Here is a 21,436-nt window from a genome sequence, read left to right as displayed (position 1 = left end):
GTCACAGCTTCAACGCCTTGAAGACGCGGCGAGGCATCAGGCGGATCGCCAGCATGATCCAGCGCCAGAATGACGGCACATAGACGACGTCCTTGCCCCTGAGGATGGCGTGATGGATGCGCCTGGCGACGGTGTCGGGCTGGGACCAGAGCAGGCCCTTCTCGAACGCCGCCGTCATCGGGGTGTCGACAAAGCCCGGCCTGATCGTGGTCACGCCGACACCCGCCTTGTAGAGCCGCTGCCGCAAGCCCTCCAGGAACGTGTCGACCGCCGCCTTGGCCGCCCCGTAAACGTAATTGCTCTGCCGTCCGCGATCGGCAGCCACCGAGGTGACGACGGCGATCCGGCCGGATCCCTTGCGTTCCATCAGCTCCGACAGGCGGGTGAGCAATGCCACGGTGCTGACGGCGTTCGTCTGGATCTCCTGTACCGTCAGCCTGGCCGATGCCTGGCAAAGCTGCTGGTCGGGCAAGGTGCCGTGCGCCACCAGCGCCACGTCGATGCCACCCAGAGCCTGCTCCGCCTGTGTCAGCACCGCGCGGTGCCGGTCGAGCTCGTTGATGTCGAGGACCTCGCATCCCGCGATCTCGGCGCCGCGCACGGCGAGGTCGTCGGCCGCCGCCTCGAGCCTGGCCTTGCGCCTTGCGACGAGGAACAACCTGTCGCCGTCATCCGCAAAGAGACGGGCCGTCGCCTCGGCGATCGCCGAGGTCGCTCCGATGATCAGAACCCTATGCATTGGCTGCCCCCTGTCGCGTGTCGCCGGAAGTCACGCGTCGCCAGAAGTCGGACGTGAAAGCGGGATCGCGATAGCGCTCGAAGCGATGCAGCGCCGGATACCCGCGCTCGAAGATCCTTGCCTTCATGCGGGCATCCTTGGCCGGGTAGACGGCGCCGCCCGCCTCGTCGGTGATCTCGTCCAGCGTATCGAGCAGGGCGAGCGTCGAGCGGCCGCGATCCGGAAAATCGAAGGCAAGCGTCGTTCCCGGTCTCGAGAAGGACAGCCAGCCCGGCGGCCTGCGGTTGCCGAAGACCTTCAGCACGGAGAGGAACGATCCTTCCCTGGCCCGCGCCACCCGGGCGATGATCTCGCCGATCGCGACCTCCGCCTGATCCTGCGGGATGACGCACTGATACTGGTAGAAACCCTTGCGGCCGAACAGCCGGTTCCAGTTCGGCACGGCATCGAGCGGATAGAAGAACGGCTCGTAATGGACGATGGCGCGCTTGCGGCGCGGCCGTCGGTAGACGGCCGTGTTGAACAGGCCGACCGCGGCCCTCGGCAGCAGCGAGACCGGGGGCGTGAACGGCAATCCCGGCTTGCGGCGGGAAGGCGCGGCGGCATGATGCCCGGCTGCGTGGTTGCCGCGGAAGAACAGCCCGCGGGCGCCGCCCGGCCCGGGTGCGAGGGAATCGATCCACGCGACCGTATATTCATAGGCGTTGTGCGAGGCGCTGCTGAGCTCCAGGAATTCCTCGACGCGCGAGAAGCGCAGGCTCTCCACCTCAATCGCTGGCCCATCGATCCGCTTGAGCGCAATCTCGGCCCAAAGAATGACGCCGGTGAGTCCGAGCCCGCCGATGGTCGCCCCGAACCAGTCGGCATTCTCGCGCGGTGAGCACAGGAGCCGGCTGCCGTCGGAACGCAGGAGCTCGAAGCGCCGCACATGATGGCCGAAGCTTCCGGCCCAATGATGGTTCTTGCCGTGAACGTCATTGGCGATGGCTCCGCCGACCGTCACCTGCTGGGTGCCCGGCGTCACAGGGAGAAACCAGCCCTTCGGGACGAAACGGCCAAGGATGTCGGACAGGAGAACGCCGGTTTCGCAGCGCAGGACACCCGTGTCGGCGTCGAAGGAGATGAAGCGGTCGAGGCCGCGAAGATCGACGAGCGTGCCGCCGCTGTTCAGGCAGCTGTCGCCGTAGCTGCGTCCGTTGCCATAGGGCAGGAATGGACCGCCGCCTTCCTGAAGTTGTTCGTCGCGCCAATGCAGCCGGACCGCGCCCTGCGTGCCCGGTGCAGGCGGCCGCCCCCACGACCGGTATCGACCGTCGCGTCCCATCACATCGCCAGCCAGATAACGCCGCCGCCCAGGACGGCGAACGCCAGGCTGACACGGTCGCGCGCTGCGAAGACCAGCGGGTCGCTGCGCATCTCGCCGCGGCAGGTCTTGAGCCAGATCCGCGTCACCCAAAAGATGAGAAGAGGCACGAAAACCCAAAGCAGGCCGGGGCGCGCATAGGAAATGAGGACCTGTGGAGTGCTGAGATAGAGGGCAAGCACGAGGGCCGCGACGTAGCCCGCGCCCACCCCCATGCTGTTGAGCATCTGCAGGTCGGCAAGCAGATAGCCCCGGCCCAAGCTCGCCTTTTTGCCGTGCTCCTGCATCAGCAGCAGTTCGGCGCAGCGTTTGGCGAATGCCAGGCTGAGGAAGATGAAGATGGAGAAGGTCAGCAGCCACTGGGAAAGCGGGATACTTGCCGCCGCGCCGCCGGCGAAAATCCTTGTCGTGTAGAGCAGGGCGAGCGTCACGACGTCGACCGCCTCCAGGCGCTTCAGGAAAAACGTATAGGCGAGCGTGACCGCATAGTAGACCGCCAGCACTGCGCCGAACTTCCAGGGCAGGAATGAGCTCAGCACCGCCGATCCCGCCAGCAAAGCCGGGATAAGCACGAACCCATGCGCGATCGGGAGACGGCCGGAGGCAAAGGGCCGGCGGCGCTTCTCGGGATGGCGGCGATCGTCCTCGATATCGACGATATCGTTGAGCAGATAGACGCTCGAGGCGCAAAGGCTGAAGGCGAAGAAGCCGGTCAGGAGCGCAACAAGCGCCTCGGTGTCGGTAAATCTCAAGGCGGCGATCAACGGCGTGAAGAGAAGCAGGTTCTTCAGCCATTGATGCAGGCGCAAGGCTTGAACATAAACGGCAAGCGTCGGCTTCCTGCGCGGAAACACCTCATCCACATGAGCGTGGGCAAATGCCCAGTTGACCGTGCGAGGCGATGCATTCACCACCGTCGCAAATCGCGCGGCGCGCCAGATCGGAAAGTCCGCCGCCGCATTCCCGGCATAGTCGAACCCATCGGCGCCAAAGCGGTCGCGCAGGGCGGCGAGCTTGTCATGGCTCGTCAGGTTGCGCTTTCCGTCGCTGGCAAAAACCTCCTCGAACAGGCCGAGCTGATGCGCGATCTCATGAGCAAGGGATTCGTGCGCGCCGGTGGCGAGAACGAGCCTGCGGCCGCGGGCCTTCTCCCGTTTCAGATGTTCGACGAGCGGCCGGTTGAAAGGCAGGGCGGAGAGGTCAAGTGCCACCCTTTTTGTGACTTGCGCCTTGAAGGCGGCCTTGCCGCCCATGAGCCACAAGGGCAGCAGCAAGATCGACAGGAACGACCGCTTCACCAGCGCGATGACGGACTCCACCAAAAGGTTGCTGTGGATCAACGTACCGTCGAGGTCGACGACAAGGGGGACCGACGATTTCGTGGCATGCGGTGGTTCATCGGCCTTTGGGATCGCTTGGAGACGCTGCATAAGGGCTCTTTCTCTCTGACGTGTGCCCCGAACCTGCCGCTATCGGCCCGGGAAAGGCTTCGATAGCTGACCAGGCGCCCAATCCGAGCGCCACCGCGAACCAGAGCGTGGCGAGTCGAACGATGGTGGTCGTTGCAACGGCCTCAGGCGCCGTTGCACCGGCGTAAGCAAGAAAAGAAATCATGACGATTTCGGTGCTGCCCAGCCCGCCGGGCAGGAAGGACAACGCACCGGCAAGCATGGCCACAGCATAGATTCCGATTGCGGCCAGCGGTCCGATATTGAGGCCCAGTTCCCTGGCCACGATGTATGTGCCGAAGCCTTCCGCGCCCCAGGCCAGGAGGCCCAGAAGCGTTCCGATGATGGCAAGCCGGAACGTCATCATGGATCGCACGTCGCGAAGGAATGTCGTTGCGGCATTGGTCAGGGACTGAATGAGCCGTCCGGGCAGGAATCCGGAAAGCCGCTCGAGACGCGCAATCGTAGCGGGATGCTGGGCGACGATCAGCGCCGTCACCAGCGCTGCGCCGAGAAGGCCGAACGAGCGGGTGACAGTGCCGGAAGAGGCAACGATGAACATCGCGAGCACGCCGATCGCGACCAGGTCGAGCAGGCGCTCGTTGTAAAGGGCGGCCAGGCAACGCCTGGGGCTGATGCCGAACGGCCTGAGATACAAGGTTCGCAGGGCTTCGCCGACTTTCCCCGGCGTCGTCGTCAGCGCAAATCCCGCCAAGTAGATCAGGAAATGCCGCGATGCCGGCAGCGCGTTCGAAGAAGATGAAAGCATCAGCGACCAGCGCCAGAACCTGAGCGCATAGTTCACCAGGGACAGTGCGAGAACGATGGCCAGGACGCGCAAGTCGATCGCGGCCATGCTGGCCATGACGTCACCGAGGCCGACGCTTGAGGAAAGCATCAGGTACGCAGCAAGAAAAATGATGATCGTTGGGACAAGGAGACTTCTCGCGCGAAATGTGTTTCTGCCCTGTTCGCTACTCAGCATATGCACGCGCTCCGGAACTCGGCGGTTTTCGTGTGCGGATCTTTATGGAAGCGAACTTCCGGAATCCGGCCGGACTTTGCACCCGGTGTTTGGTCGGAGGTTCGTCTCCGGGCCAGGGGCGATGACCGTCTTTCTGATTTTTGCGGTCGGCTATGGCCTGTGCCTCGACACAGGCTTCGGTGAGAACGCAGCAGATTCTGCAAAGTTCCAGACGGTGCTGGCGACTTTATCTCGGCAGGGCAAAATCAGAGGGCAGGGCGCTTGGCTATGGCGAGGCCGATGCCGAGCGCGATCATCGCGCCGCCTGAGGCCTCTCGCAGGCGGCGTATCACACCGCCACGCCCGGCCGCGCCTTCCCTGATGCGGCCCGCCGCAAAAGCGACGACGACATCGGCGAGGGTGTTGAGCGTTACCGATACGAAGCCAAGGGCCATGAACTGCAGGGCGACGTGGCCGGCGCTGAGGTTCACGAACTGCGGAATGAAGGCCAGGAAGAAGGCCGCTGTCTTCGGGTTCAACGCCTCGACCAGCACCCCTTCGCGAAACGCGCGCCGGGCGCCGACCGCGGGCGCCGGAGTGCCGCCGTCCAGCATTGTCTCTGCCTCGCGGCGGGCGGCCTGAAAGGTGCGAAAGCCAAGCCAGACGAGGTAGGCGGCGCCGATCAACTTCAGTAACGCGAACAGTTGCGCGCTTGCGAGCACGAGGGCGGAGACACCCAGGCTGCCGGCCAGCACATGGACCATGCCGCCCAGGCCCGTCCCGAAACTGGAGGCGATGCCTTCCGCGCGTCCGCCGGCGAGTGTGCGCGCGGCGACGTAGAAGATGCCTGGACCAGGCGTGATGGCGAGCAGCAACGCCGCGGCGAAGTACAAGGCGAACTGGGTCAAATCCGGCATGATGGGCTCAGGACTGCAGAGTTGGAGCGGGCGGGCTCACGACGGGATGAGAGGGGCGACCTCACGGTCGGAAGGCCGATCGCTCGCCGCGAGACCAGATGCGACACCGGCGCGGTCGGCCGCGTTGCGGTTTTGGCTCATCTTACGCTTGCCTTCGAGCCTCGTGATCGGCATGCGCAGGCCGACTATCCCCTTTAATTGCGCCTGGATGAAATCCATTGGCGCATCCGATACGGCCCAGGACGAGGCAAGCCCGCCTTCATGCAGATTGGTCAGGCGTGTGACCACGTCGAGCAGCCTGTCGGCATCCTCGAAGAACTCGACCGGTCCATAGGCGTGGACGGCGACATAGTTCCAGGTCGGCACGACCTTTCCGGTTTCCTGCTTGGTCTGGTACCAGGCCGGCGTCACATAGGCGTCCGGCCCCATGAAGATCGCCAGGCCTTCGCCAAGCGGCGGAGCGCGCCACTGCGGATTTGCCTTCGCGACATGGCCATAGATCACGCCATGCTCGCCCTCTGTCTCGTCGAGGAAAAGCGGCAATGGCGTCGCCAGCGGTCCTTCCGCCGTGGCGGTGACCAGAGTCGCCAGTCGCGCCGCGCGGATCGTTGCGCTCAGGCTCTCATGATCGTCATCGCGGAAGGCGGGCGGGATGTACATGGCGAAACTCCTTGCGTTGCAGGAAAAGATGCCCGAAAGCTGGCTTGCTTGGAACATCCAGTTTTGAAGGGTTTCAGTGGTCCAGTTGGAACAGGATGGTGTGGCGCGCCGGATCATCGCGGCGATCAAGGCACAGATCCACAGCGGCGCCTACCGGCCCGGTGACCGTTTGCCGTCGACGCGGGCCTTCGCCGTCGAATGGGGGGCGTCTCGAACCACGGTGACGGCGGCCTACAACCAGCTCGACGCCGAAGGCTATCTGATCATCCGGCAGGGGGCACGTGCGATCGTGGCTCCGGGACTGGAGACAGCGTCGGTGGAGTCGCCCGTCACGACTGCTTCGGCCCGAAACATTTCCGCGTTCGCCCGGCGTCTGCTCACTCTGCCTCCGCCGGCGGAACAGCAACCGGCCAGGGTCGCGGATTTCCGCTATGGCGACCTGTCAGGGGCGGACTTCCCTGTGCTGGCCTGGCGGCGGGCGTCAAGCAAGGCCATTCTCCGGCGCGGCGCTCGGCTGCGTTATGGCGACCCGCAGGGATCCTTTGCTCTCCGGAGTGCGCTTCAAACCTATCTCTGGCGCGCCCGCAGCATCAGCTGCACGCCTGACCAGATCGTCATCGTCAACGGCTCGCAGCAAGGGCTCGACCTCTGCGCGCGGCTGCTGCTCGATCCCGGCGATCCGTTCGTGATCGAGAACCCGGGCTATCTGCTCGCCCGTCATGCCTTCGTGGCGGCGGGAGGCGTTGCCGTGCCCGTTGCGGTCGACGCGGACGGGCTAAAAACGGATGCGCTGCCGCCGGCCCGTTTGGCCTATGTCACGCCGTCGCACCAGTTTCCGCTCGGCGGCGTGCTTTCGGCGACGCGGCGGCGTTCGCTTCTGGCTTGGGCCACCGGCACGGGGGCCTATGTTGTGGAGGACGACTATGACGGTGAATACCGTCACGATATTACCCCCATCCCGCCCATGCAGACTCTCGACGCAAACTCCGTCATCTATGTCGGCACGCTGTCCAAGACGCTCTCGCCCACCTTGCGGCTCGGCTATCTCGTCGTGCCCGCCAGCCTGCGCCGGGCGTTCAGCGAGGCGAAGCGCCTGACCGATCGGCATGCCCCGACGCTGGAACAGGACGTGCTGGCCGACCTTTTGGCGAGCGGCGCTTACGAGCGTCATGTCCGCAGCATCCGCAGGAAGAACGCCGAGCGCAGGGAAGTCCTGCTGCAGGCGCTGGCCGATCATCTGGGTCCGAAGGTCGCGGTCGCTGGGGCCGACACCGGATTGCATGTCGTTGCCTGGGTGAACGGCATCGCCGCCGAACGCGAGCCGGAGATCATCGCGGCCGCGCGGGATGTCGGGATCGGCCTCTATCCGGTGTCGCCGCTCTATGACCCGACCGCGCCGCGACCTGCAACGGCTGGCTTCATTCTGGGTTACGCCGGGCTCGACACGGAGGCGCTGCGACGCGGCGTTGCGGTGCTGGCCAGGCTATTGGCCGAGCGGCGCTAGTTCCCCCTACACAGGGATTTTGAAAGGCTGTCGTTTGTCTTGGCGCAAGATTTTCCGTTCATTTCCGCGAAATCAGCGCAGACGCCGGAGATTGGCTGAAGCCGCCCCAACCTCGTCATTCTATGGCGGAGCAAGGAGCGAAGCGACGCGGCGCAGACCATAGAATCCATGCCGTGACTTGGAAGCGCCGCCAAGGTGCAGAATTTTGCTCCGTTGCACTCCTTGGCGAAGGTAACGGCATGGATTCTAGGGTCTTCGCGACGGAGCTTCGCTCCTTGCTCCGCCCTAGAATGACGATCGCGATGGGCGTTTCGGCCAATCTCCAAGGCATGCCGCCTGCCAACGCAAACAGAGCCGACCGGTCAAAATCCCTGTGCAGTGCTGCCGCTAGAGCAATTTCAGGAAAAGTGCGATGCGGTTTTCCGTTCGGAATTGCGTAAAGACAGACAGTTAGAGCAGTTCAGCGAAACGCTGAACTGCTCTAACCTATCGACGCCTTAGAAGATCTCGTTGGTGAGCTGCCTTACCGGACCGAGCATGATCGAACCGGTCGGCACGCCGTTGTCGATCGGGATGGCTCGGCGCTCCGGCATGTCGGCCACCGGCTCGCCGATATCCGCTGTCACGACAACAGGGCTCTTGTTCGGCACGCGATCATAGAGGTCGATGATGTCCTGATTGATCAGGCGCACGCAGCCCGACGAGACCGACTTGCCGATCGACCACCATTCCGGCGAGCCGTGCAGGCGGTACAGCGTGTCTTGATTCCCCTGGAACAGATAGAGCGCGCGGGCGCCGAGCGGGTTCTTCAGTCCGCCTTGCATGCCGCCATTCTTGGCGCTGAATTGCGTCAGTTCCGGCTGGCGGGCGACCATCTCGTCCGGCGGTGTCCATTTCGGCCACTTCTGCTTCCATTGCACCACGGCATCGCCCGACCACTCGAAGCCCGCGCGGCCGAGGCCGACGCCGTAGCGGATCGACTGGCCGCCCTCGCGCACCAGATAGAGGAAGTGGTTGGTGGTATCGACCACGATGGTGCCCGGCCGCTGTCCGGTCGGATCGGGAACGATCTGGCGCAAGAACCTGTGATCGATTTTGTTCACCGGGATGGCCGGCAGGTCGAAGCCGTTGTCCGACGTCGCCCCATACATCGTCTCATAGTCGCCGAGCGGCGGCTCGACATAGGCCGGCGGTGGCGGCTGGACGGGTTCGGGGCCTGGGCCGGTAGTCGAGCAGGCGGAAACCGCGGCCGAAGCAGCGCCAAGGGCTGTGAGATTGAGGAAGCCACGGCGGCTGATGCGGAAGGAAGCGTCTGACATGGGTGCCTTTTCTAGGTCTTTAATTCGCAAGAAAGCATGAATCCGCAGGCTGGCCGCCGGCAGCTCCAATAATAGTCGGCGGTGATAGGCGGTTCCAATTCTGGCCTCAGGGTGGACAAACAAAGGCGAAGCTGTGACCGCGACACATCTGTTGCGCTGCAGCAACAGCAAGATCAGGCGCCTGCCAAAAGGCCTTCGAGCGAGGGCAGGATCAGCCCCGGCGGAAAGTCCCGGTATTCGTCCGGCTGGTTGGTGCGGTTGATCCATACTGTCCGGAAGCCGAACTTGGTGGCGCCCGCGACGTCCCAGCGGTTGGAGGACTGGAACGACACCGCTTCCGGGTAGAGCCGCCAGCCGGTGACCACCATGTCGTAGACCGACGGGTCGGTCTTGAAGCACTTGATCTCGTCGACCGAAAAGACGTCGTCGAGGATCTGGTCGAGGGCGGCGGATTTCGCCGCCGCCCGCAGCATTTCCGGCGAGCCGTTGGACAGGATCGCGAGCTTCGCTCCCGATGCCTTCAGCGCTTTCAGCACCGCCGGCACTTCCGGATAGCAGTCGAGCCTCCAATAGGCTTCCAGCAGCCTGGCCCTTAACGCCGGATCGGCCGAGGGCACCTTGCGCAGCGCGAAGTCCAGCGCCTGCTCAGTCAACTGCCAGAAATCGGCATAGGCGCCCATCAGCGTCCGCACCCAGGAATATTCGAGCTGCTTGGCGCGCCAGATTTCGGAGAGAAGCTGGCCGTCCGGTCCGATCTCGCCGGCATGGCGGCGCACGGCCGCGTGCACGTCGAACAACGTGCCGTAGGCGTCGAAGACATAGGCCGCATGGTGCATGGACAGAAGTTTTGCGGCGCGCCGGGGCGCAGCGCAAGCGATGATTGCGGTCAAGTGCCTCTGGCCTCAACGATTTTTGCCGATGTCGGTTGACGCAGGCCGTCAAAGCATCGTCCTATGGCGCCTTGAAATTACTCATTTTGGACGGCGAACATGACACTGGCGGCGGCGGCGCAGTCCGCGACATGGACCTATGTGGACGGCGACTGGTACGAGGGCAACATCGCCATTCTCGGACCGCGCAGCCATGCCATGTGGCTGGGCACAAGCGTCTTCGACGGCGCCCGCTGGTTCGAGGGCGTGGCGCCCGACCTCGATCGCCACGCCGCGCGCGTCAACGCCTCGGCGATCGCGCTCGGCCTGAAGCCCTCCATGACGACGGAAGAGATCGTCGGGCTGACCTGGAATGGCCTGAAGAAATTCGACGGCAAGACCGCCGTCTACATCAGGCCGATGTACTGGGCCGAGCATGGCGGCTATATGGGCGTTCCGGCCGATCCATCCTCGACCCGCTTCTGTCTTTGCCTCTACGAAGCGCCGATGATTCCGCCTTCCGGCTTTTCGATCGGCGTTTCGCCGTTCCGGCGGCCGACCATCGAGACGATGCCGACCAACGCCAAGGCCGGCTGCCTCTATCCCAACAACGGCCGCGCCATCCTCGAGGCCAAGATGCGCGGCTTCGACAATGCCCTGGTGCTGGACATGCTGGGCAATGTCGCCGAGACCGGCACCTCCAATATTTTCCTGGTCAAGGACGGCCATGTGATGACGCCGGCGGCGAACGGCACGTTCCTCTCCGGCATCACCCGTTCGCGCACGATCAACCTGCTCGGCGATTACGGCTTCAGGACCACCGAGAAGGCATTGTCGATCCGCGACTTTCTCGAAGCGGACGAGATCTTTTCGACCGGCAACCATTCGAAGGTGGTGCCGGTCACCCGCATCGAGGACCGCGATCTTCAGCCCGGACCGGTGGCCAAGAAGGCGCGCGAGCTCTATTGGGATTGGGCGCATTCGACTTCCGCCGCCTGAGCCGATAAAAAGGCGATCGGCGCTTCGTACTGGAGTTGCCCCAACCCATTCCAGACCTATCTTAGTTCGGTAGTTTCACCGGATTTTTTTCCACGAGGGAGTACCATCCATGGCTTTTGAGTTGCCCGCTTTGCCTTACGACTATGAGGCCCTGCAGCCTTACATGTCGAAGGAGACGCTGGAGTATCACCACGACAAGCACCACAAGGCCTATGTCGACAACGGCAACAAGCTGGCCGCCGAGGCTGGAATGGGCGATCTTTCGGTCGAAGAGGTCGTGAAGCAGTCCTTCGGCAAGAATGCCGGGCTCTTCAACAATGCCGCCCAGCACTACAACCACATCCATTTCTGGAAATGGATGAAGAAGGGCGGCGGCGGCAACAAGCTGCCGGGCGCTTTGCAGAAGGCCGTCGATGCCGATCTCGGCGGCTACGACAAGTTCAAGGCCGACTTCATCGCCGCCGGCACCACCCAGTTCGGCTCCGGCTGGGCCTGGCTCTCGGTCAAGGATGGCAAGCTCGCGATCTCGAAGACCCCCAATGGCGAGAACCCGCTGGTCCATGGCGCTTCGCCGGTCCTCGGCGTCGATGTGTGGGAGCACTCCTATTACATCGACTACCGCAACGCGCGGCCGAAATATCTCGAAGCATTCGTCGATAGCCTCATCAACTGGGACTATGTCCTGGAGCTCTACGAAAAGGCGAAAGGCTGACCAATTCGACGAAAAGCCCCGGCAAGCCGGGGCTTTTCTTTTTCGTCGGCTACAGGAGGCCGATCCTGGTTCGGGAAATCGTTGCGACGGCACGGAATATTTCCGCCGTGGCGTCCGTTAACCTTCGGTCGCGTACTCTCTTTCCTTCACCATGGAGCCAATTGAATGAGAAAGCTCGTCCTCGCCATCTCTATGCTCGCCTTTGCCGGTTCGGTCGCCTTTGCCGATCCGATCAAGGATCGCCAGGCCCTGATGAAGGAGCGCGGCAAGCTCGCCGGCCAATTGTCGAAGGTCGTCAAGGGCGAAGACGGTTTCGATGCGGCCGCGGTGCTGACCACACTCAAGGCCTTGCAGGCCAATGCCGAGAAATTCGATGCCGACACGTTGTTCCCGGCCGGCAGCGACAAGGGCGACACCACGGCTGCGCCGAAGATCTGGGCAGATACGGCGGGCTTCAAGGCGGCGGGAGACAAGCTGGTGGCCGACGTCAAGGCCGCGGTCGCCTCGCCGCCGGCCGATGTCGATGCGCTGAAGGCGCAGCTCAACACGATCGGCGGCGACTGCGGCACCTGCCATCAGAGCTACAGGATCAAGAAGGGCTGATCGCCTGCCATGGCCTGGCTGAAGAAGCTCGTCGGCGCCGTTATCGTGCTGGGCGGCGCCGGCGCGATCGCCGGCTGGGCGCTGTCCGCGCCCGCCAGGCTTGATGCCGTGGCGACCGCGCAACTCGGGCGGGGCGACGCCGCCAGGGGCAAGCGCATCTTCAATGCCGGTGGCTGCACGTCCTGCCATGCCAGACCGGGGTCGAAGGGTGACGCTCGCCTGGAGCTTGCCGGCGGGCTGGAGCTGAAGACGCCGTTCGGCACCTTCGTGCCGCCCAACATCTCGCAGGATCAAAAGGACGGCATCGGCGCCTGGAACGAGGCGGATTTCGCCAATGCGATGCTGAAGGGCGTCTCGCCCTCCGGCGAGCACTTTTATCCGGCCTTTCCTTACGCCTCATACGCGCGCATGAAGCCGGCCGATGTCGCCGACCTCTACGCCTACATGAAGACACTGCCGGCGGTCGCCGGCAAGGCGCCCGGCCACAAGCTCTCTTTCCCCTTCAACATCCGTCGCGGCATTGGTCTCTGGAAGCGGCTCTATCTCAGCCCCGAGCCGGTGATCGCCTTGCCTGACGGCACGCCGGACAAGGTGCTAGCCGGCCGCTATCTGGTCGAGGGCCCCGGCCATTGCGGCGAATGCCACTCGCCGCGCGACTTCGCCGGTGGCGTCAAGAAGGCCGAGTGGCTGGCCGGCGCCGTGGCGGCGGAAGGCAAGGGCGTTGTGCCCAACATTACCCCGGAGGGCGGCACGAAGGACTGGTCGGAATCCGACATTGCCAACTACCTCGAAACCGGCTTCACGCCCGATTTCGATTCCGTCGGCGGCGCCATGGTCGAAGTGCAGCGCAACATGGCCCAGTTGACGGCCGACGACCGCGCCGCGATCGCCGCTTATCTCAAGGCCGTCCCGCCGCACCCCAACGGCTATCCGGCGCGCAAGCCGGCGACCTGAGAACCTGACTCAAGGGTGACGGTCGCCGAGGAAATCGAAGCCGTTCTCGAAGAAGTGATTGTAGTCGCAGGTCAGTTCCTCGCCGGGCGCGATGTCGCGCAGCGCGTAGGTTTCCTCGGGCGACGAGACGTCGCAGTTCGGCTCGTCCGCGTGGTTCATGTAGCGGGCGTCATCGGCCTCGAAGACGATGAAGTTGGGATCGCGTCGGTCCGGATAGGAATAGCGGTCGAGATAGGATTTCACCGGACCGGTTTCGTTCTCATAAGTCTCCACCGCGATGCGCCGGTCAAACCTGGGATCGAGCTTCCAGATCAACGTGCCGCGCGGGATGCGGTGCTTGGCGAAGACACCGATGCCCTGGATGGGCGATTTGTCGAGAAAGACGTCGACGAGCAGCATGACGAACCTTGCGAATGTATGGTGGGCGCGGCCGGAAAGGCTGCGACCAAAAACGACGGCGCATTGCGTAACGCGAGGCGGTCGCAATTGCGAGCAAAAATCAGGTCTTGCCGGTCACTTTCAAGGCATAGGCGTAGATGTATGCAATCTCCTCCAGCCGCGAGAACCGGCCCGACGCGCCGGCATGGCCGGACTCCATGTTGATCTTGAACAGCACCGGATTGTCGCCCGCCTTGCGCTCGCGCAGCCGCGCCACCCATTTGGCCGGCTCCCAATAGGTGACGCGCGGATCGGTGAGCCCCGCCAGTGCCAGGATCGGCGGATAGTCGAGCGCCGCGACATTGTCGTAGGGCGAATAGGCCGCGATCGTGTTGTAGTCGTCGGCGGAAGCGATTGGGTTGCCCCATTCCGGCCATTCCGGCGGCGTCAGCGGCAGACTGGCGTCGAGCATGGTGGTGAGCACGTCGACGAACGGTACTTCGGCGACGATGCCTCCGAAACTCTCGGGCGCCATGTTGGCGATCGCCCCCATCAGCATGCCGCCGGCCGAGCCGCCTTGGGCGACGATGCGGTCGTGTTGCGTGTACCGCTCCGCCACCAGATGGCGCGCGCAGGCGATGAAGTCGGTGAAGGTGTTCATCTTGTGCGCCCGCTTGCCGTCGTCGTACCAGCCATAGCCCTTGTCCTTGCCGCCGCGTATATGCGCGATGGCGAAGACGAAGCCGCGATCGACGAGCGAGAACCAGTTGGTGTTGAAGGCTGCCGGCACCGCGATGCCGTAGGAGCCGTAGCCGTAGAGCAGGCAGGGGGCCGAGCCGTCGAGCGGCGTGTCGTGATGGTGCAGAAGCGAGATCGGCACCAGTTCGCCGTCGGCGGCAGGCGCCATCAGCCTACGTGTGACATAGCGCTCCGGATCGTGGCCCGAAGGCACTTCCTGCGTCTTCAAAAGCACACGCTCGCGGGTGCGCATGTTGTAGTCGAACACCTGCGCCGGCGTCGTCATCGACGAATAGGTGAAGCGCATCACCTCGGTGTCGTATTCGTAGGAGCCGGAGAGACCGAGCGAGAAGGCCTCCTCGTCGAAGGAAATGAAATGCTCTTCGCCGTTCGAGCGGTCGCGCACGACGACGCGCGGCAGGCCCTCCTTGCGCTCCAGCCTGACCATGTGGTGCTTGAAGCCGAGCACTGACAGGATCAGCCGGCCGGGTTCATGCGGCACCAGTTCCTTCCAGTTGGCGCGCACCGGATCCTCGACCGGCGCGGTCATGATCTTGAAGTCCTTGGCGCCGTCGGCATTGGTGAGGACGAAGAAGACGTCGCCGCCTTCCTCCAGGTCATATTGCAGGCCGGCTTCGCGGACCGCTACCAGCGTCGGCTCGGCGAACGGTTCGTCGGCCCGCAGAAGCCGGTATTCCGATGTCTCATGGTCGTTGATGCCGATCATGATCCAGTCGTTGGAGCGCGTACCGCTGACATCCATGAAGAAACCCGGGTCGGTCTCCTCATAGATCAGCCGGTCGTTTTCTAGCCTGTCGCCAAGTGCATGGAAGAACACTTTTGACGGGCGGTGGTTGTCGTCGAGGCGGGTGTAGAAGAAGCCGTCGTCGCCAGTGTTCCACACACCGCCGCCACCCGTATCAGGGATCCGGTCGGCCAGTTCCTCGCCGCTGGCGACATCGCGCACGCGCAGCGTGAAGAATTCCGAGCCCTTGTCGTCGAACGCCCAGAGCAGCTTCCTGTGATCGGCCGAATGATCGACGCCGCCGAGACGGAAATAGGGTTTGCCTTCGGCTTCCGCGTCGCCGTCGAGCAGGATCTCCTCAGTGCCGCCGTCGCGCGGCGTGCGGAAGTAGCGCGGCTGCTCGCCGCCCTGCCGGAAGGACGAGCCATAGGCATAGGGACCGTCCTTCATCGGCACGGTGGAATCGTCTTCCTTGATGCGTCCCTTCATCTCGGCGAACAGCTTGGCCCGCAGTGCGGCCGTGTCGGCCATCAGCGCCGCCTGGTAGGTATTCTCGGCCTCGAGATGGACGCGGATCGCGCCGTCGAGGAGCGATGGGTCCCTGAACATCGCCTGCCAGTTGTCGGCGCGCATCCAGGCATAGTCGTCGGTGCGAGTGATGCCGTGATGCACATCGAAGACAGGGCGTTTCTCGGGCCGTGGCGGGTTGGCGGTCGGGAAGGCGGCCAGGAAGCTGGAAGGTCTGGTCATTACGTCTCGCTGTGGAATTTGCCTGAAATTTTGCTTGAATGGCAAATGAACACGCCGCTCAGCAACGGTTCAAGGGGCGGGGTTCAAAGTGGTCTACAGAAAGTAAGTTGAAGGGGGAAAGATGAAATCCTATGTTCGCGCCGCCGCGGCTTTTGCTGTCGCTTCGACAGTGCTGGCCTTTTCCGGTCAGTCTCATGCAACCGTATTCGCCGCCTGGCAAGTGGCGGGCGTGCCGTTCGGCGACACGCTCAACGCGCGCAAATATCCGTCAAACACATCGCAAAAGCAGGCGGCCTATCCGAATGGCGCCGTCTTGCAGATGACCGGCCGCTGCACGGGCGGGATAGATCTGCTCGACATTACCGGACAACCTCACTGGAAGCAGCGGCAGGCGATCCGCTACCGCTGGTGCGAGGTCTGGCACGATCCGGCGCAGAACGGTCATTTCGTCACCGGCTGGGTCTACGGCAAATACATCGCGCCCTATTGAGAGATCTGTCGCAGCCCATCTGCGTTGCCCGCTCCACGCGAGGATGAGTGTTCTTGCAGCCTGTGGTCTGCAGGATTCCTCGTGCTGGCGGCCAAGCATTTGTCAAGCATTAACGACCTTCTTTGGCGCTGCCCGAGGTGTAAAGCGTATTTGACGTTGCGTCAGGCCGATCTGGTCCGGCCAGAAAAATCTCGCTAAGTTACACGACGCACGAATTTTTGAAGCTGAATCGGCAATATTTGATGAATATCGCCGAATATAATTCAATAGGCGAATTGACTTACTTGCAGCATAGCGTCATTAAGATAACGCGACGCGAATCGCAGAGGCTTGCCTATATGAAATTCGCGCGATGCCCAATCCCAGAAAAAGGGCGCAGTCTAGAAACAAACTCTCGTTGGGGCCTGAACACAATGGATATCGTCGAAACACCTTCAAGGAATAGTGACGCGCTGATCGAGCTGACCGCCGATGTCGTCGCGGCCTATGTCAGCAACAACCCGGTGCCGGTCGGCGAACTGCCGAACCTGATCGCCGATGTCCATGCCGCGCTCGGCCGCGTTGGCGGCACGAGCGAGCAGCCATCGGCCGAGAAGCAGAAACCGGCCGTCAACCCGAAGCGCTCCGTGCATGACGACTACATCGTCTGTCTCGAAGACGGCAAGAAGTTCAAGTCGCTGAAGCGCCACCTGATGACCCACTACAACCTCACCCCGGAAGAATACCGCGAGAAGTGGGGCCTGGATGCCAACTATCCGATGGTCGCTCCCAACTACGCCGCCGCCCGTTCGCAGCTTGCCAAGAAGATGGGCCTCGGCCGCAAGCCCAAGAGCCGCAGATAACGGATATCGGACAAGCAATTTGACGGCGCCCTTGCGGCGCCGTTTTGCTTTCCGGCGCGGCTGTTGGAAAGGTTAATGCGTGTCGCCCAAAACTCTGCAGCGGTTCTGGGACACGACATGCATCAGAACAAGAAACTTAAAGCACTTGGTCTGAATCCGTTTCGGCGCGTCGCGCTTTAGGCGGTTTGCTTCAGCGCAGCTTCGGCGTCGCGCTTGATGCGCTTGACCATCGAGCGCAGGCCGTTGGCGCGCTGCGGCGACAAATGCTCGTCGAGGCCGAGCTCTTTCAGCGTCACTTCCGCGTCGGTGCCGTGGATCTGGCTGGCCGGCCGACCCGAGAACAGCGCCAGCATGATGGCGACGAGGCCGCGTACGATGTGGGCGTCCGAATCCCCCTGGAAGCTGATCACCGGATCGACGCCCGGTCCTTGCTCGGTCGTCAGCCATACCTGGCTGACGCAGCCCGGCACCTTGTTGGCCGGGATGCGTTCGGCCTCGGGAAAAGGCGGCAGCGCCTCGCCGAGCTCGATCACATAGCGGTACCGGTCTTCCCACTCGTCGAGCAGGGAGAAATCGTCGCGGATCGTTTCGATCGAGGTCGTCATTGCCCGCATATAGTGACCCGGCGCCGCCACGTCACGGAAAAAGAAAGACGCCGCGGGCGTCGAGAGGTCGGACGGGCCCGCGGCGTTAGAGCAATTCCAGGAAAAGTGCGTAGCGGTTTTCCGTCCGGAATTGCGCCAAAAAACTAAACAGAGAGCAATTCCAGGAAAAGTGCGTAGCGGTTTTCCGTCCGGAATTGCGCCAAAACCAATGCATGCCGCGCAAAAGTGTGCAGCGGTTTTGCGAAAACGACATGCACAAAAATACAGTTAGCCGAGCGAACGGCTGAAAAAGAATCTCAGTTCTTTGCCGTCAGCATCACCGGGATGTTGACCTTGGCGGGCAGCACGACGTCTTCGGCAACGCTGCCGGTGGTCTCGACGGAAGTCTCTGCAATCTTCGTCTCGGGCGGGGCCGCCTTTTCCGACTGTTTGTCGTCCAGCATGGCGGCGGCGATCTTGGCGGTTTCCTGGGCGCGGACGGTGATGGTGTGCATGGCCGATTTGCCGGTCTCGCAGACGTCCGGCTTGCGCTCGCAGATGCCGGCGATGTCGCCGACCGCCTCGCGCGCCGCAAACAGCGCCTGGATCGGCCCGACCGCCTCGCGGCCATCCTCGTCGGGGCCGACGCTGAGCGGCAGCGCCAGAAGCACCAGCGAAAACCAGAAAGCCATCCTGATCAGAAAACCCATCTCAATGCCTCTCGTCCGTGACGGATCATGCATCCATCGGCATGACCTCTTTTATGGGCAGGATAGTGGCACGGGCGCGCAAAGGACGGCTTGCGCCGAAGCCGCGAATTTTCTTCAAATTTTAGGCAAGTTCGAAAGGATTGGTTTTCGAGATTGATTTCATTCAAATCTCATCGATTGGATTAACTTTACGATAACCATCTATATGGCTGTTTTAAAAGGGAAATTCTGGAAATAAGCGACATCGGCACGAGGTTTTCAGGCGGCCCGGCGCGCCGGCTGCGGATAACGCTCCATTTACCATGGCGGCAGATCGACGTGCTTTGCGGTGCCGGCGTCCCAATATTTGCCGTGGGCAGGGCGCTCGCCTCGTCTGCCTTATCCATTCCTTAAACGCTGGATGCCAGTTTCAAGCCAATTAAGAGTCACCTGCAAAGCAGGGCATTTTCACGACCGGGTACGCGTGCGGTGAGTTCGATTACGGCCAGATACGTTCAATTACCCGGCGCTGTGGCCGCCGGCTGCGAACGCATGGTTCATCCGACCGTCATGGGCGAGGCTGAGCGCCTGCGCCAGCGCCGCTTCATCGGCGTCATGCTCGCTGCTCCGTTTCTCGCCGCGGGCGCGGCGGTGACGATGGTCACCTCAAGCCTCGGTGCGGCAGTTACCGTGGCTGCGATCTTCGCCGCTTTCGGTCTGTGCTGGTTCGCCGCGCTTCTGGTCGCGGCCACCGGCCGCATGGCGCTCGCCGGCCGTGCGGCGGTTGCCATGGGTGGCCTCGCTCTTGCAGCGGCAATCGCCGCGGCGGGCGGTTTGGCCTCGCCGGTCGCGCTGCTTGCCGTCGCGTTGCCGATCGAGGCCTGGTGGGTCGCTGGATCGCGGCGCGCGGTGTTGCCGGCCGCGCTGGCGGCGCTGGCCGCCATTTTGCTGCAGCCTTTCGCGAACCAGTTCCTGCCGCTCGGCGCGGCCGGGATCGCCAGCTGGCACTGGCTGTTGCCGCTTGCCTGGGCGCTGACGCTGCTGCCCCGCGCGGCGGCCTTCGCCAATCCGGCCAGCGGGCGCCAGGCTGAGCCCGCGGCCGACCGCCTCGAGGAGATCATCGACGCCGTGGTGCTGCGCGTCGGCCGCCAGGGCGACGTGCTCGACGCTTCGGCCAAGGCGCGTTCCATTCTGAAGCTGGCGCCGGAGCTCTTGCTCGGCACGGGTCTGTTCGAGCGCGTCCATCTTTCGGACCGCGTTGTCTATCTCACCGCGCTCGCGGACATGCGCGAGGGCGCGCCGAAGCGCCGGCTCGACCTGCGCATCCGGCTGCCGCGCGACGGTGGCGGCTCGGCCGACAATTTCCGCCCGTTCCGCCTGGAATTGATGCCCGGCGGGCTCGAGCCGGAGGTCTTCATCCTCGTGCTGCGCGAGAACGATGACGTCGCTTCCCTGCGCGAAGAGCTTGCCTCGGCGAAGGAAGCCGCCGCGGCCGCCGAAGTGGCCAAGGGCCGTTTCCTGGCGGTGGTCAGCCACGAGCTGCGCACGCCGCTCAACGCCATCATCGGCTTCTCCGACATGCTGCTGCACGAGATGTTCGGTGCCTTCCGCGATCCTCGCCAGAAGGAATATGTCGGCCTGGTCAGGGAGTCCGGCCAGCATCTCCTATCCGTCGTCACCTCGATCCTCGACGTCTCGCGCATCGAAGCCGGCGCCTATGCGACCGAGCTGGAACCGTTCCGCTTCGTCGAGGCGGTCGATATGTGCCGGTCGATGATGCGGCCGCTGGCCGACGCCAAGAGCATCGCGCTCGCCGCGCAGGTCGCGCCGGACGCCGGCGAGATCAATGCCGACCGCCGCGCCGTGCAGCAGATCCTGATCAATCTCGTTTCGAACGCCGTGAAGTTCACGCCCGACGGCGGCAATGTGGTGATCGGCGCCAAGCGCGTCGGCTCTCGGCTGCATTTCTGGGTGAGCGACACCGGCATCGGCATCGCTGAGGAGGATATGGCCAATCTCGGCAAGCCGTTCATGCAAATCCAGAACGACTATACGCGCCGTTTCGAGGGAACCGGGCTCGGCCTGTCGCTGGTCAAGGGCCTTGTGGCGCTGCATGAGGGCACGATGTCGATCGAGAGCGCCCCGGGTGAGGGCACGACGGTGACGGTCAGCCTGCCGGTGAACGGACCGAAGCGGCGCTCGGGCACGCCGGCCGGCGTGCTGCCGATGCCGGTTGCAAAGCCGAAGGGGGATGCAGATGGGGACAGCAATGGCTCGCTCCGCAAGACGGCCTAAGGTGGTCGAACCCGAGCGCGGCGTCCTTGCCGAGGGCGCGGTCGCGGTTGGCCAGATGATCTCGCGCAATCCGGTTCTGGTCGGGGGTTCGACCGCCTTCCTGGTGACGCTCTTCTACGTTTCGGCCAATGCGCTCTGGTACCAGCCTTTTCCGCACACAGGCGCCTTCTTCGCCACCAGGAGCATCGAGAATTTCCCGCACGCCGTCTCCGACGAGCCGGAGACGACAATCAACATCGTGCGGCAGGCGCCGGCGCAGTCGGCTCCCAAGCCCGATCCGGTCGTCCAGCAGGTGCAGGGCATCTTGAAGGACCTCAATTTCTACGATGGCACGGTCGACGGCCTCACGGGACCCGCCACGCGCAAGGCCATCCAGGCCTATCAGTTGAAGGTCGGGCTGCCCGGATCGGGCGAGATCGACGGCGCGCTGCTCGATCAGCTCGGCGCCAGGCAGACGACGTCGGCCATTCCGCATCCGGCGCCACGTCCGGCAGGCACGGCTCCAGCGGCCGCACCGGTGCCGGCTCCGATCCTGGCCTCGGCACCCGCCGATGGTGCGACCCAGACGCCCGACGCCCGCATCGTCAAGATCCAGGCTGGCCTCAAGGCATTCGGCAACAACGATATGCAGCTCGACGGCAAGGTCGGCGCCCGCACCAAGGCCGCGATCAAGGAGTTCCAGGCGCTGTTCGGCCTGCCCGAAACCGGCGAGCCGGACGAAGCGGTCTACGCCAAGATGCGCGAGATCGGCCTGACGAACTGAGCCGTCCGCAATCTTATCTAGTTTCGGGCCGCGCGCTCAGCCTTTAGAGCGCGTAAGAAAGCATCGCGGTCCACGCTTTGGCCTTCACCGCGGGCCATGCCTTCATCATAG

General features: G+C 63.6%; 21 protein-coding genes. 9 read left to right on the top strand and 12 right to left on the bottom strand.

Features of this window, described 5'->3' with window-relative positions; translation table 11 throughout:
* Position 1: 1 nt before the first annotated feature.
* The 6 genes from ABID26_RS02880 to ABID26_RS02855 all read right to left on the bottom strand — a co-directional run bounded on the left by ABID26_RS02880 (position 2) and on the right by ABID26_RS02855 (position 6,091).
* Positions 2–739 carry an SDR family oxidoreductase gene (locus ABID26_RS02880; RefSeq protein WP_126101302.1) on the bottom strand — a complete coding sequence of 246 codons (738 nt, stop codon included), beginning with the start codon at positions 737–739 and terminating at the stop codon, positions 2–4.
* Positions 732–2,063, bottom strand: coding sequence for an FAD-binding oxidoreductase (locus ABID26_RS02875; RefSeq protein WP_292298135.1), 1,332 nt, complete (start codon positions 2,061–2,063; stop codon positions 732–734). The genes ABID26_RS02880 and ABID26_RS02875 overlap by 8 nt, the downstream gene beginning before the upstream one ends.
* A complete protein-coding gene (locus ABID26_RS02870) occupies positions 2,063–3,532 on the bottom strand; it encodes a UbiA family prenyltransferase (RefSeq protein ID WP_292298136.1) in 1,470 nt (489 codons plus the stop codon). The genes ABID26_RS02875 and ABID26_RS02870 overlap by 1 nt, the downstream gene beginning before the upstream one ends.
* On the bottom strand, positions 3,498–4,535 hold the full coding sequence (locus ABID26_RS02865) for a lysylphosphatidylglycerol synthase transmembrane domain-containing protein (RefSeq protein ID WP_292298137.1): 1,038 nt from the start codon (positions 4,533–4,535) through the stop codon (positions 3,498–3,500). The genes ABID26_RS02870 and ABID26_RS02865 overlap by 35 nt, the downstream gene beginning before the upstream one ends.
* A 245-nt stretch (positions 4,536–4,780) precedes the next feature.
* Entirely contained in the window at positions 4,781–5,431 is a 651-nt protein-coding gene (locus tag ABID26_RS02860; protein ID WP_292343234.1) for a LysE family translocator, read from the bottom strand.
* A gap of 36 nt (positions 5,432–5,467) precedes the next feature.
* Entirely contained in the window at positions 5,468–6,091 is a 624-nt protein-coding gene (locus ABID26_RS02855; RefSeq protein ID WP_126101297.1) for an FMN-binding negative transcriptional regulator, read from the bottom strand.
* 100 nt (positions 6,092–6,191) lie between these two features.
* On the opposite strand from ABID26_RS02855, the gene pdxR reads away from it, so the two are divergent.
* The gene (pdxR, locus tag ABID26_RS02850) at positions 6,192–7,595 is read left to right on the top strand and encodes a MocR-like pyridoxine biosynthesis transcription factor PdxR (protein WP_292371592.1); all 1,404 of its coding nucleotides are present in this window, start codon (positions 6,192–6,194) and stop codon (positions 7,593–7,595) included.
* Between the two features lie 497 nt (positions 7,596–8,092).
* Here pdxR and ABID26_RS02845 read toward each other — a convergent pair whose 3' ends face one another.
* Together ABID26_RS02845 and ABID26_RS02840 are read right to left on the bottom strand one after the other, a co-directional pair.
* Positions 8,093–8,914, bottom strand: coding sequence for a L,D-transpeptidase (locus ABID26_RS02845; protein WP_292298140.1), 822 nt, complete (start codon positions 8,912–8,914; stop codon positions 8,093–8,095).
* Between the two features lie 173 nt (positions 8,915–9,087).
* Complete coding sequence (locus tag ABID26_RS02840) at positions 9,088–9,750, bottom strand: haloacid dehalogenase type II (protein WP_292298170.1); 663 nt, start codon at positions 9,748–9,750, stop codon at positions 9,088–9,090.
* A gap of 153 nt (positions 9,751–9,903) precedes the next feature.
* On the opposite strand from ABID26_RS02840, the gene ABID26_RS02835 reads away from it, so the two are divergent.
* The 4 genes from ABID26_RS02835 (at position 9,904) to ABID26_RS02820 (ending at position 13,051) form a co-directional block, all read left to right on the top strand.
* Positions 9,904–10,782 carry a branched-chain amino acid aminotransferase gene (locus ABID26_RS02835; protein ID WP_292298141.1) on the top strand — a complete coding sequence of 293 codons (879 nt, stop codon included), beginning with the start codon at positions 9,904–9,906 and terminating at the stop codon, positions 10,780–10,782.
* 109 nt (positions 10,783–10,891) lie between these two features.
* Entirely contained in the window at positions 10,892–11,494 is a 603-nt protein-coding gene (locus ABID26_RS02830; RefSeq protein ID WP_126101292.1) for a superoxide dismutase, read from the top strand.
* 165 nt (positions 11,495–11,659) lie between these two features.
* On the top strand, positions 11,660–12,097 hold the full coding sequence (locus ABID26_RS02825) for a c-type cytochrome (RefSeq protein WP_292298142.1): 438 nt from the start codon (positions 11,660–11,662) through the stop codon (positions 12,095–12,097).
* A 9-nt stretch (positions 12,098–12,106) separates the two neighbouring features.
* Complete coding sequence (locus ABID26_RS02820; RefSeq protein ID WP_292298143.1) at positions 12,107–13,051, top strand: cytochrome c; 945 nt, start codon at positions 12,107–12,109, stop codon at positions 13,049–13,051.
* Positions 13,052–13,060: 9 nt separating this feature from the next.
* Here ABID26_RS02820 and ABID26_RS02815 read toward each other — a convergent pair whose 3' ends face one another.
* Together ABID26_RS02815 and ABID26_RS02810 are read right to left on the bottom strand one after the other, a co-directional pair.
* Positions 13,061–13,450 carry an SET domain-containing protein gene (locus ABID26_RS02815; RefSeq protein WP_126101289.1) on the bottom strand — a complete coding sequence of 130 codons (390 nt, stop codon included), beginning with the start codon at positions 13,448–13,450 and terminating at the stop codon, positions 13,061–13,063.
* Positions 13,451–13,550: 100 nt separating this feature from the next.
* A complete protein-coding gene (locus ABID26_RS02810) occupies positions 13,551–15,662 on the bottom strand; it encodes a S9 family peptidase (protein ID WP_292298144.1) in 2,112 nt (703 codons plus the stop codon).
* A 121-nt stretch (positions 15,663–15,783) separates the two neighbouring features.
* Between ABID26_RS02810 and ABID26_RS02805 the strand changes: the two genes are divergently transcribed.
* Positions 15,784–16,152 (top strand): SH3 domain-containing protein, encoded by a 369-nt coding sequence (locus ABID26_RS02805; RefSeq protein WP_292298145.1) that lies wholly within the window; start codon positions 15,784–15,786, stop codon positions 16,150–16,152.
* Between the two features lie 413 nt (positions 16,153–16,565).
* On the top strand, positions 16,566–16,994 hold the full coding sequence (locus ABID26_RS02800) for a Ros/MucR family transcriptional regulator (protein WP_126101286.1): 429 nt from the start codon (positions 16,566–16,568) through the stop codon (positions 16,992–16,994).
* Positions 16,995–17,170: 176 nt separating this feature from the next.
* On the opposite strand, the gene ABID26_RS02795 is transcribed toward ABID26_RS02800, so the two are convergent.
* Together ABID26_RS02795 and ABID26_RS02790 are read right to left on the bottom strand one after the other, a co-directional pair.
* On the bottom strand, positions 17,171–17,599 hold the full coding sequence (locus ABID26_RS02795; RefSeq protein WP_126102794.1) for a SufE family protein: 429 nt from the start codon (positions 17,597–17,599) through the stop codon (positions 17,171–17,173).
* A gap of 296 nt (positions 17,600–17,895) precedes the next feature.
* Positions 17,896–18,288 carry a DUF5330 domain-containing protein gene (locus ABID26_RS02790; protein WP_292298146.1) on the bottom strand — a complete coding sequence of 131 codons (393 nt, stop codon included), beginning with the start codon at positions 18,286–18,288 and terminating at the stop codon, positions 17,896–17,898.
* A 531-nt stretch (positions 18,289–18,819) separates the two neighbouring features.
* Between ABID26_RS02790 and ABID26_RS02785 the strand changes: the two genes are divergently transcribed.
* Both ABID26_RS02785 and ABID26_RS02780 read left to right on the top strand, forming a co-directional pair.
* On the top strand, positions 18,820–20,562 hold the full coding sequence (locus tag ABID26_RS02785) for a sensor histidine kinase (protein WP_292298147.1): 1,743 nt from the start codon (positions 18,820–18,822) through the stop codon (positions 20,560–20,562).
* Positions 20,537–21,325 carry a peptidoglycan-binding domain-containing protein gene (locus ABID26_RS02780; RefSeq protein WP_292343229.1) on the top strand — a complete coding sequence of 263 codons (789 nt, stop codon included), beginning with the start codon at positions 20,537–20,539 and terminating at the stop codon, positions 21,323–21,325. Before ABID26_RS02785 ends, ABID26_RS02780 begins: the two co-directional genes overlap by 26 nt.
* Positions 21,326–21,436 lie beyond the last annotated feature (111 nt).

This window comes from Mesorhizobium shonense (assembly GCF_040545255.1).
GTDB classification, from domain to species: domain Bacteria; phylum Pseudomonadota; class Alphaproteobacteria; order Rhizobiales; family Rhizobiaceae; genus Mesorhizobium; species Mesorhizobium shonense.
This window is presented reverse-complemented; position numbering and strand designations above follow the sequence as displayed.

What these genes read in the sequence shown, in the direction of transcription:
- ABID26_RS02880 (WP_126101302.1), bottom strand. Translation starts at nt 739, where the DNA reads ATGCATAGGGTTCTGATCATCGGAGCGACCTCGGCGATCGCCGAGGCG.
- ABID26_RS02875 (WP_292298135.1), bottom strand. Translation starts at nt 2,063, where the DNA reads ATGGGACGCGACGGTCGATACCGGTCGTGGGGGCGGCCGCCTGCACCG.
- ABID26_RS02870 (WP_292298136.1), bottom strand. Translation starts at nt 3,532, where the DNA reads ATGCAGCGTCTCCAAGCGATCCCAAAGGCCGATGAACCACCGCATGCC.
- ABID26_RS02865 (WP_292298137.1), bottom strand. Translation starts at nt 4,535, where the DNA reads ATGCTGAGTAGCGAACAGGGCAGAAACACATTTCGCGCGAGAAGTCTC.
- ABID26_RS02860 (WP_292343234.1), bottom strand. Translation starts at nt 5,431, where the DNA reads ATGCCGGATTTGACCCAGTTCGCCTTGTACTTCGCCGCGGCGTTGCTG.
- ABID26_RS02855 (WP_126101297.1), bottom strand. Translation starts at nt 6,091, where the DNA reads ATGTACATCCCGCCCGCCTTCCGCGATGACGATCATGAGAGCCTGAGC.
- ABID26_RS02845 (WP_292298140.1), bottom strand. Translation starts at nt 8,914, where the DNA reads ATGTCAGACGCTTCCTTCCGCATCAGCCGCCGTGGCTTCCTCAATCTC.
- ABID26_RS02840 (WP_292298170.1), bottom strand. Translation starts at nt 9,750, where the DNA reads ATGCACCATGCGGCCTATGTCTTCGACGCCTACGGCACGTTGTTCGAC.
- ABID26_RS02835 (WP_292298141.1), top strand. Translation starts at nt 9,904, where the DNA reads ATGACACTGGCGGCGGCGGCGCAGTCCGCGACATGGACCTATGTGGAC.
- ABID26_RS02830 (WP_126101292.1), top strand. Translation starts at nt 10,892, where the DNA reads ATGGCTTTTGAGTTGCCCGCTTTGCCTTACGACTATGAGGCCCTGCAG.
- ABID26_RS02825 (WP_292298142.1), top strand. Translation starts at nt 11,660, where the DNA reads ATGAGAAAGCTCGTCCTCGCCATCTCTATGCTCGCCTTTGCCGGTTCG.
- ABID26_RS02820 (WP_292298143.1), top strand. Translation starts at nt 12,107, where the DNA reads ATGGCCTGGCTGAAGAAGCTCGTCGGCGCCGTTATCGTGCTGGGCGGC.
- ABID26_RS02815 (WP_126101289.1), bottom strand. Translation starts at nt 13,450, where the DNA reads ATGCTGCTCGTCGACGTCTTTCTCGACAAATCGCCCATCCAGGGCATC.
- ABID26_RS02810 (WP_292298144.1), bottom strand. Translation starts at nt 15,662, where the DNA reads ATGACCAGACCTTCCAGCTTCCTGGCCGCCTTCCCGACCGCCAACCCG.
- ABID26_RS02805 (WP_292298145.1), top strand. Translation starts at nt 15,784, where the DNA reads ATGAAATCCTATGTTCGCGCCGCCGCGGCTTTTGCTGTCGCTTCGACA.
- ABID26_RS02800 (WP_126101286.1), top strand. Translation starts at nt 16,566, where the DNA reads ATGGATATCGTCGAAACACCTTCAAGGAATAGTGACGCGCTGATCGAG.
- ABID26_RS02795 (WP_126102794.1), bottom strand. Translation starts at nt 17,599, where the DNA reads ATGACGACCTCGATCGAAACGATCCGCGACGATTTCTCCCTGCTCGAC.
- ABID26_RS02790 (WP_292298146.1), bottom strand. Translation starts at nt 18,288, where the DNA reads ATGGGTTTTCTGATCAGGATGGCTTTCTGGTTTTCGCTGGTGCTTCTG.
- ABID26_RS02785 (WP_292298147.1), top strand. Translation starts at nt 18,820, where the DNA reads ATGGTTCATCCGACCGTCATGGGCGAGGCTGAGCGCCTGCGCCAGCGC.
- ABID26_RS02780 (WP_292343229.1), top strand. Translation starts at nt 20,537, where the DNA reads ATGGCTCGCTCCGCAAGACGGCCTAAGGTGGTCGAACCCGAGCGCGGC.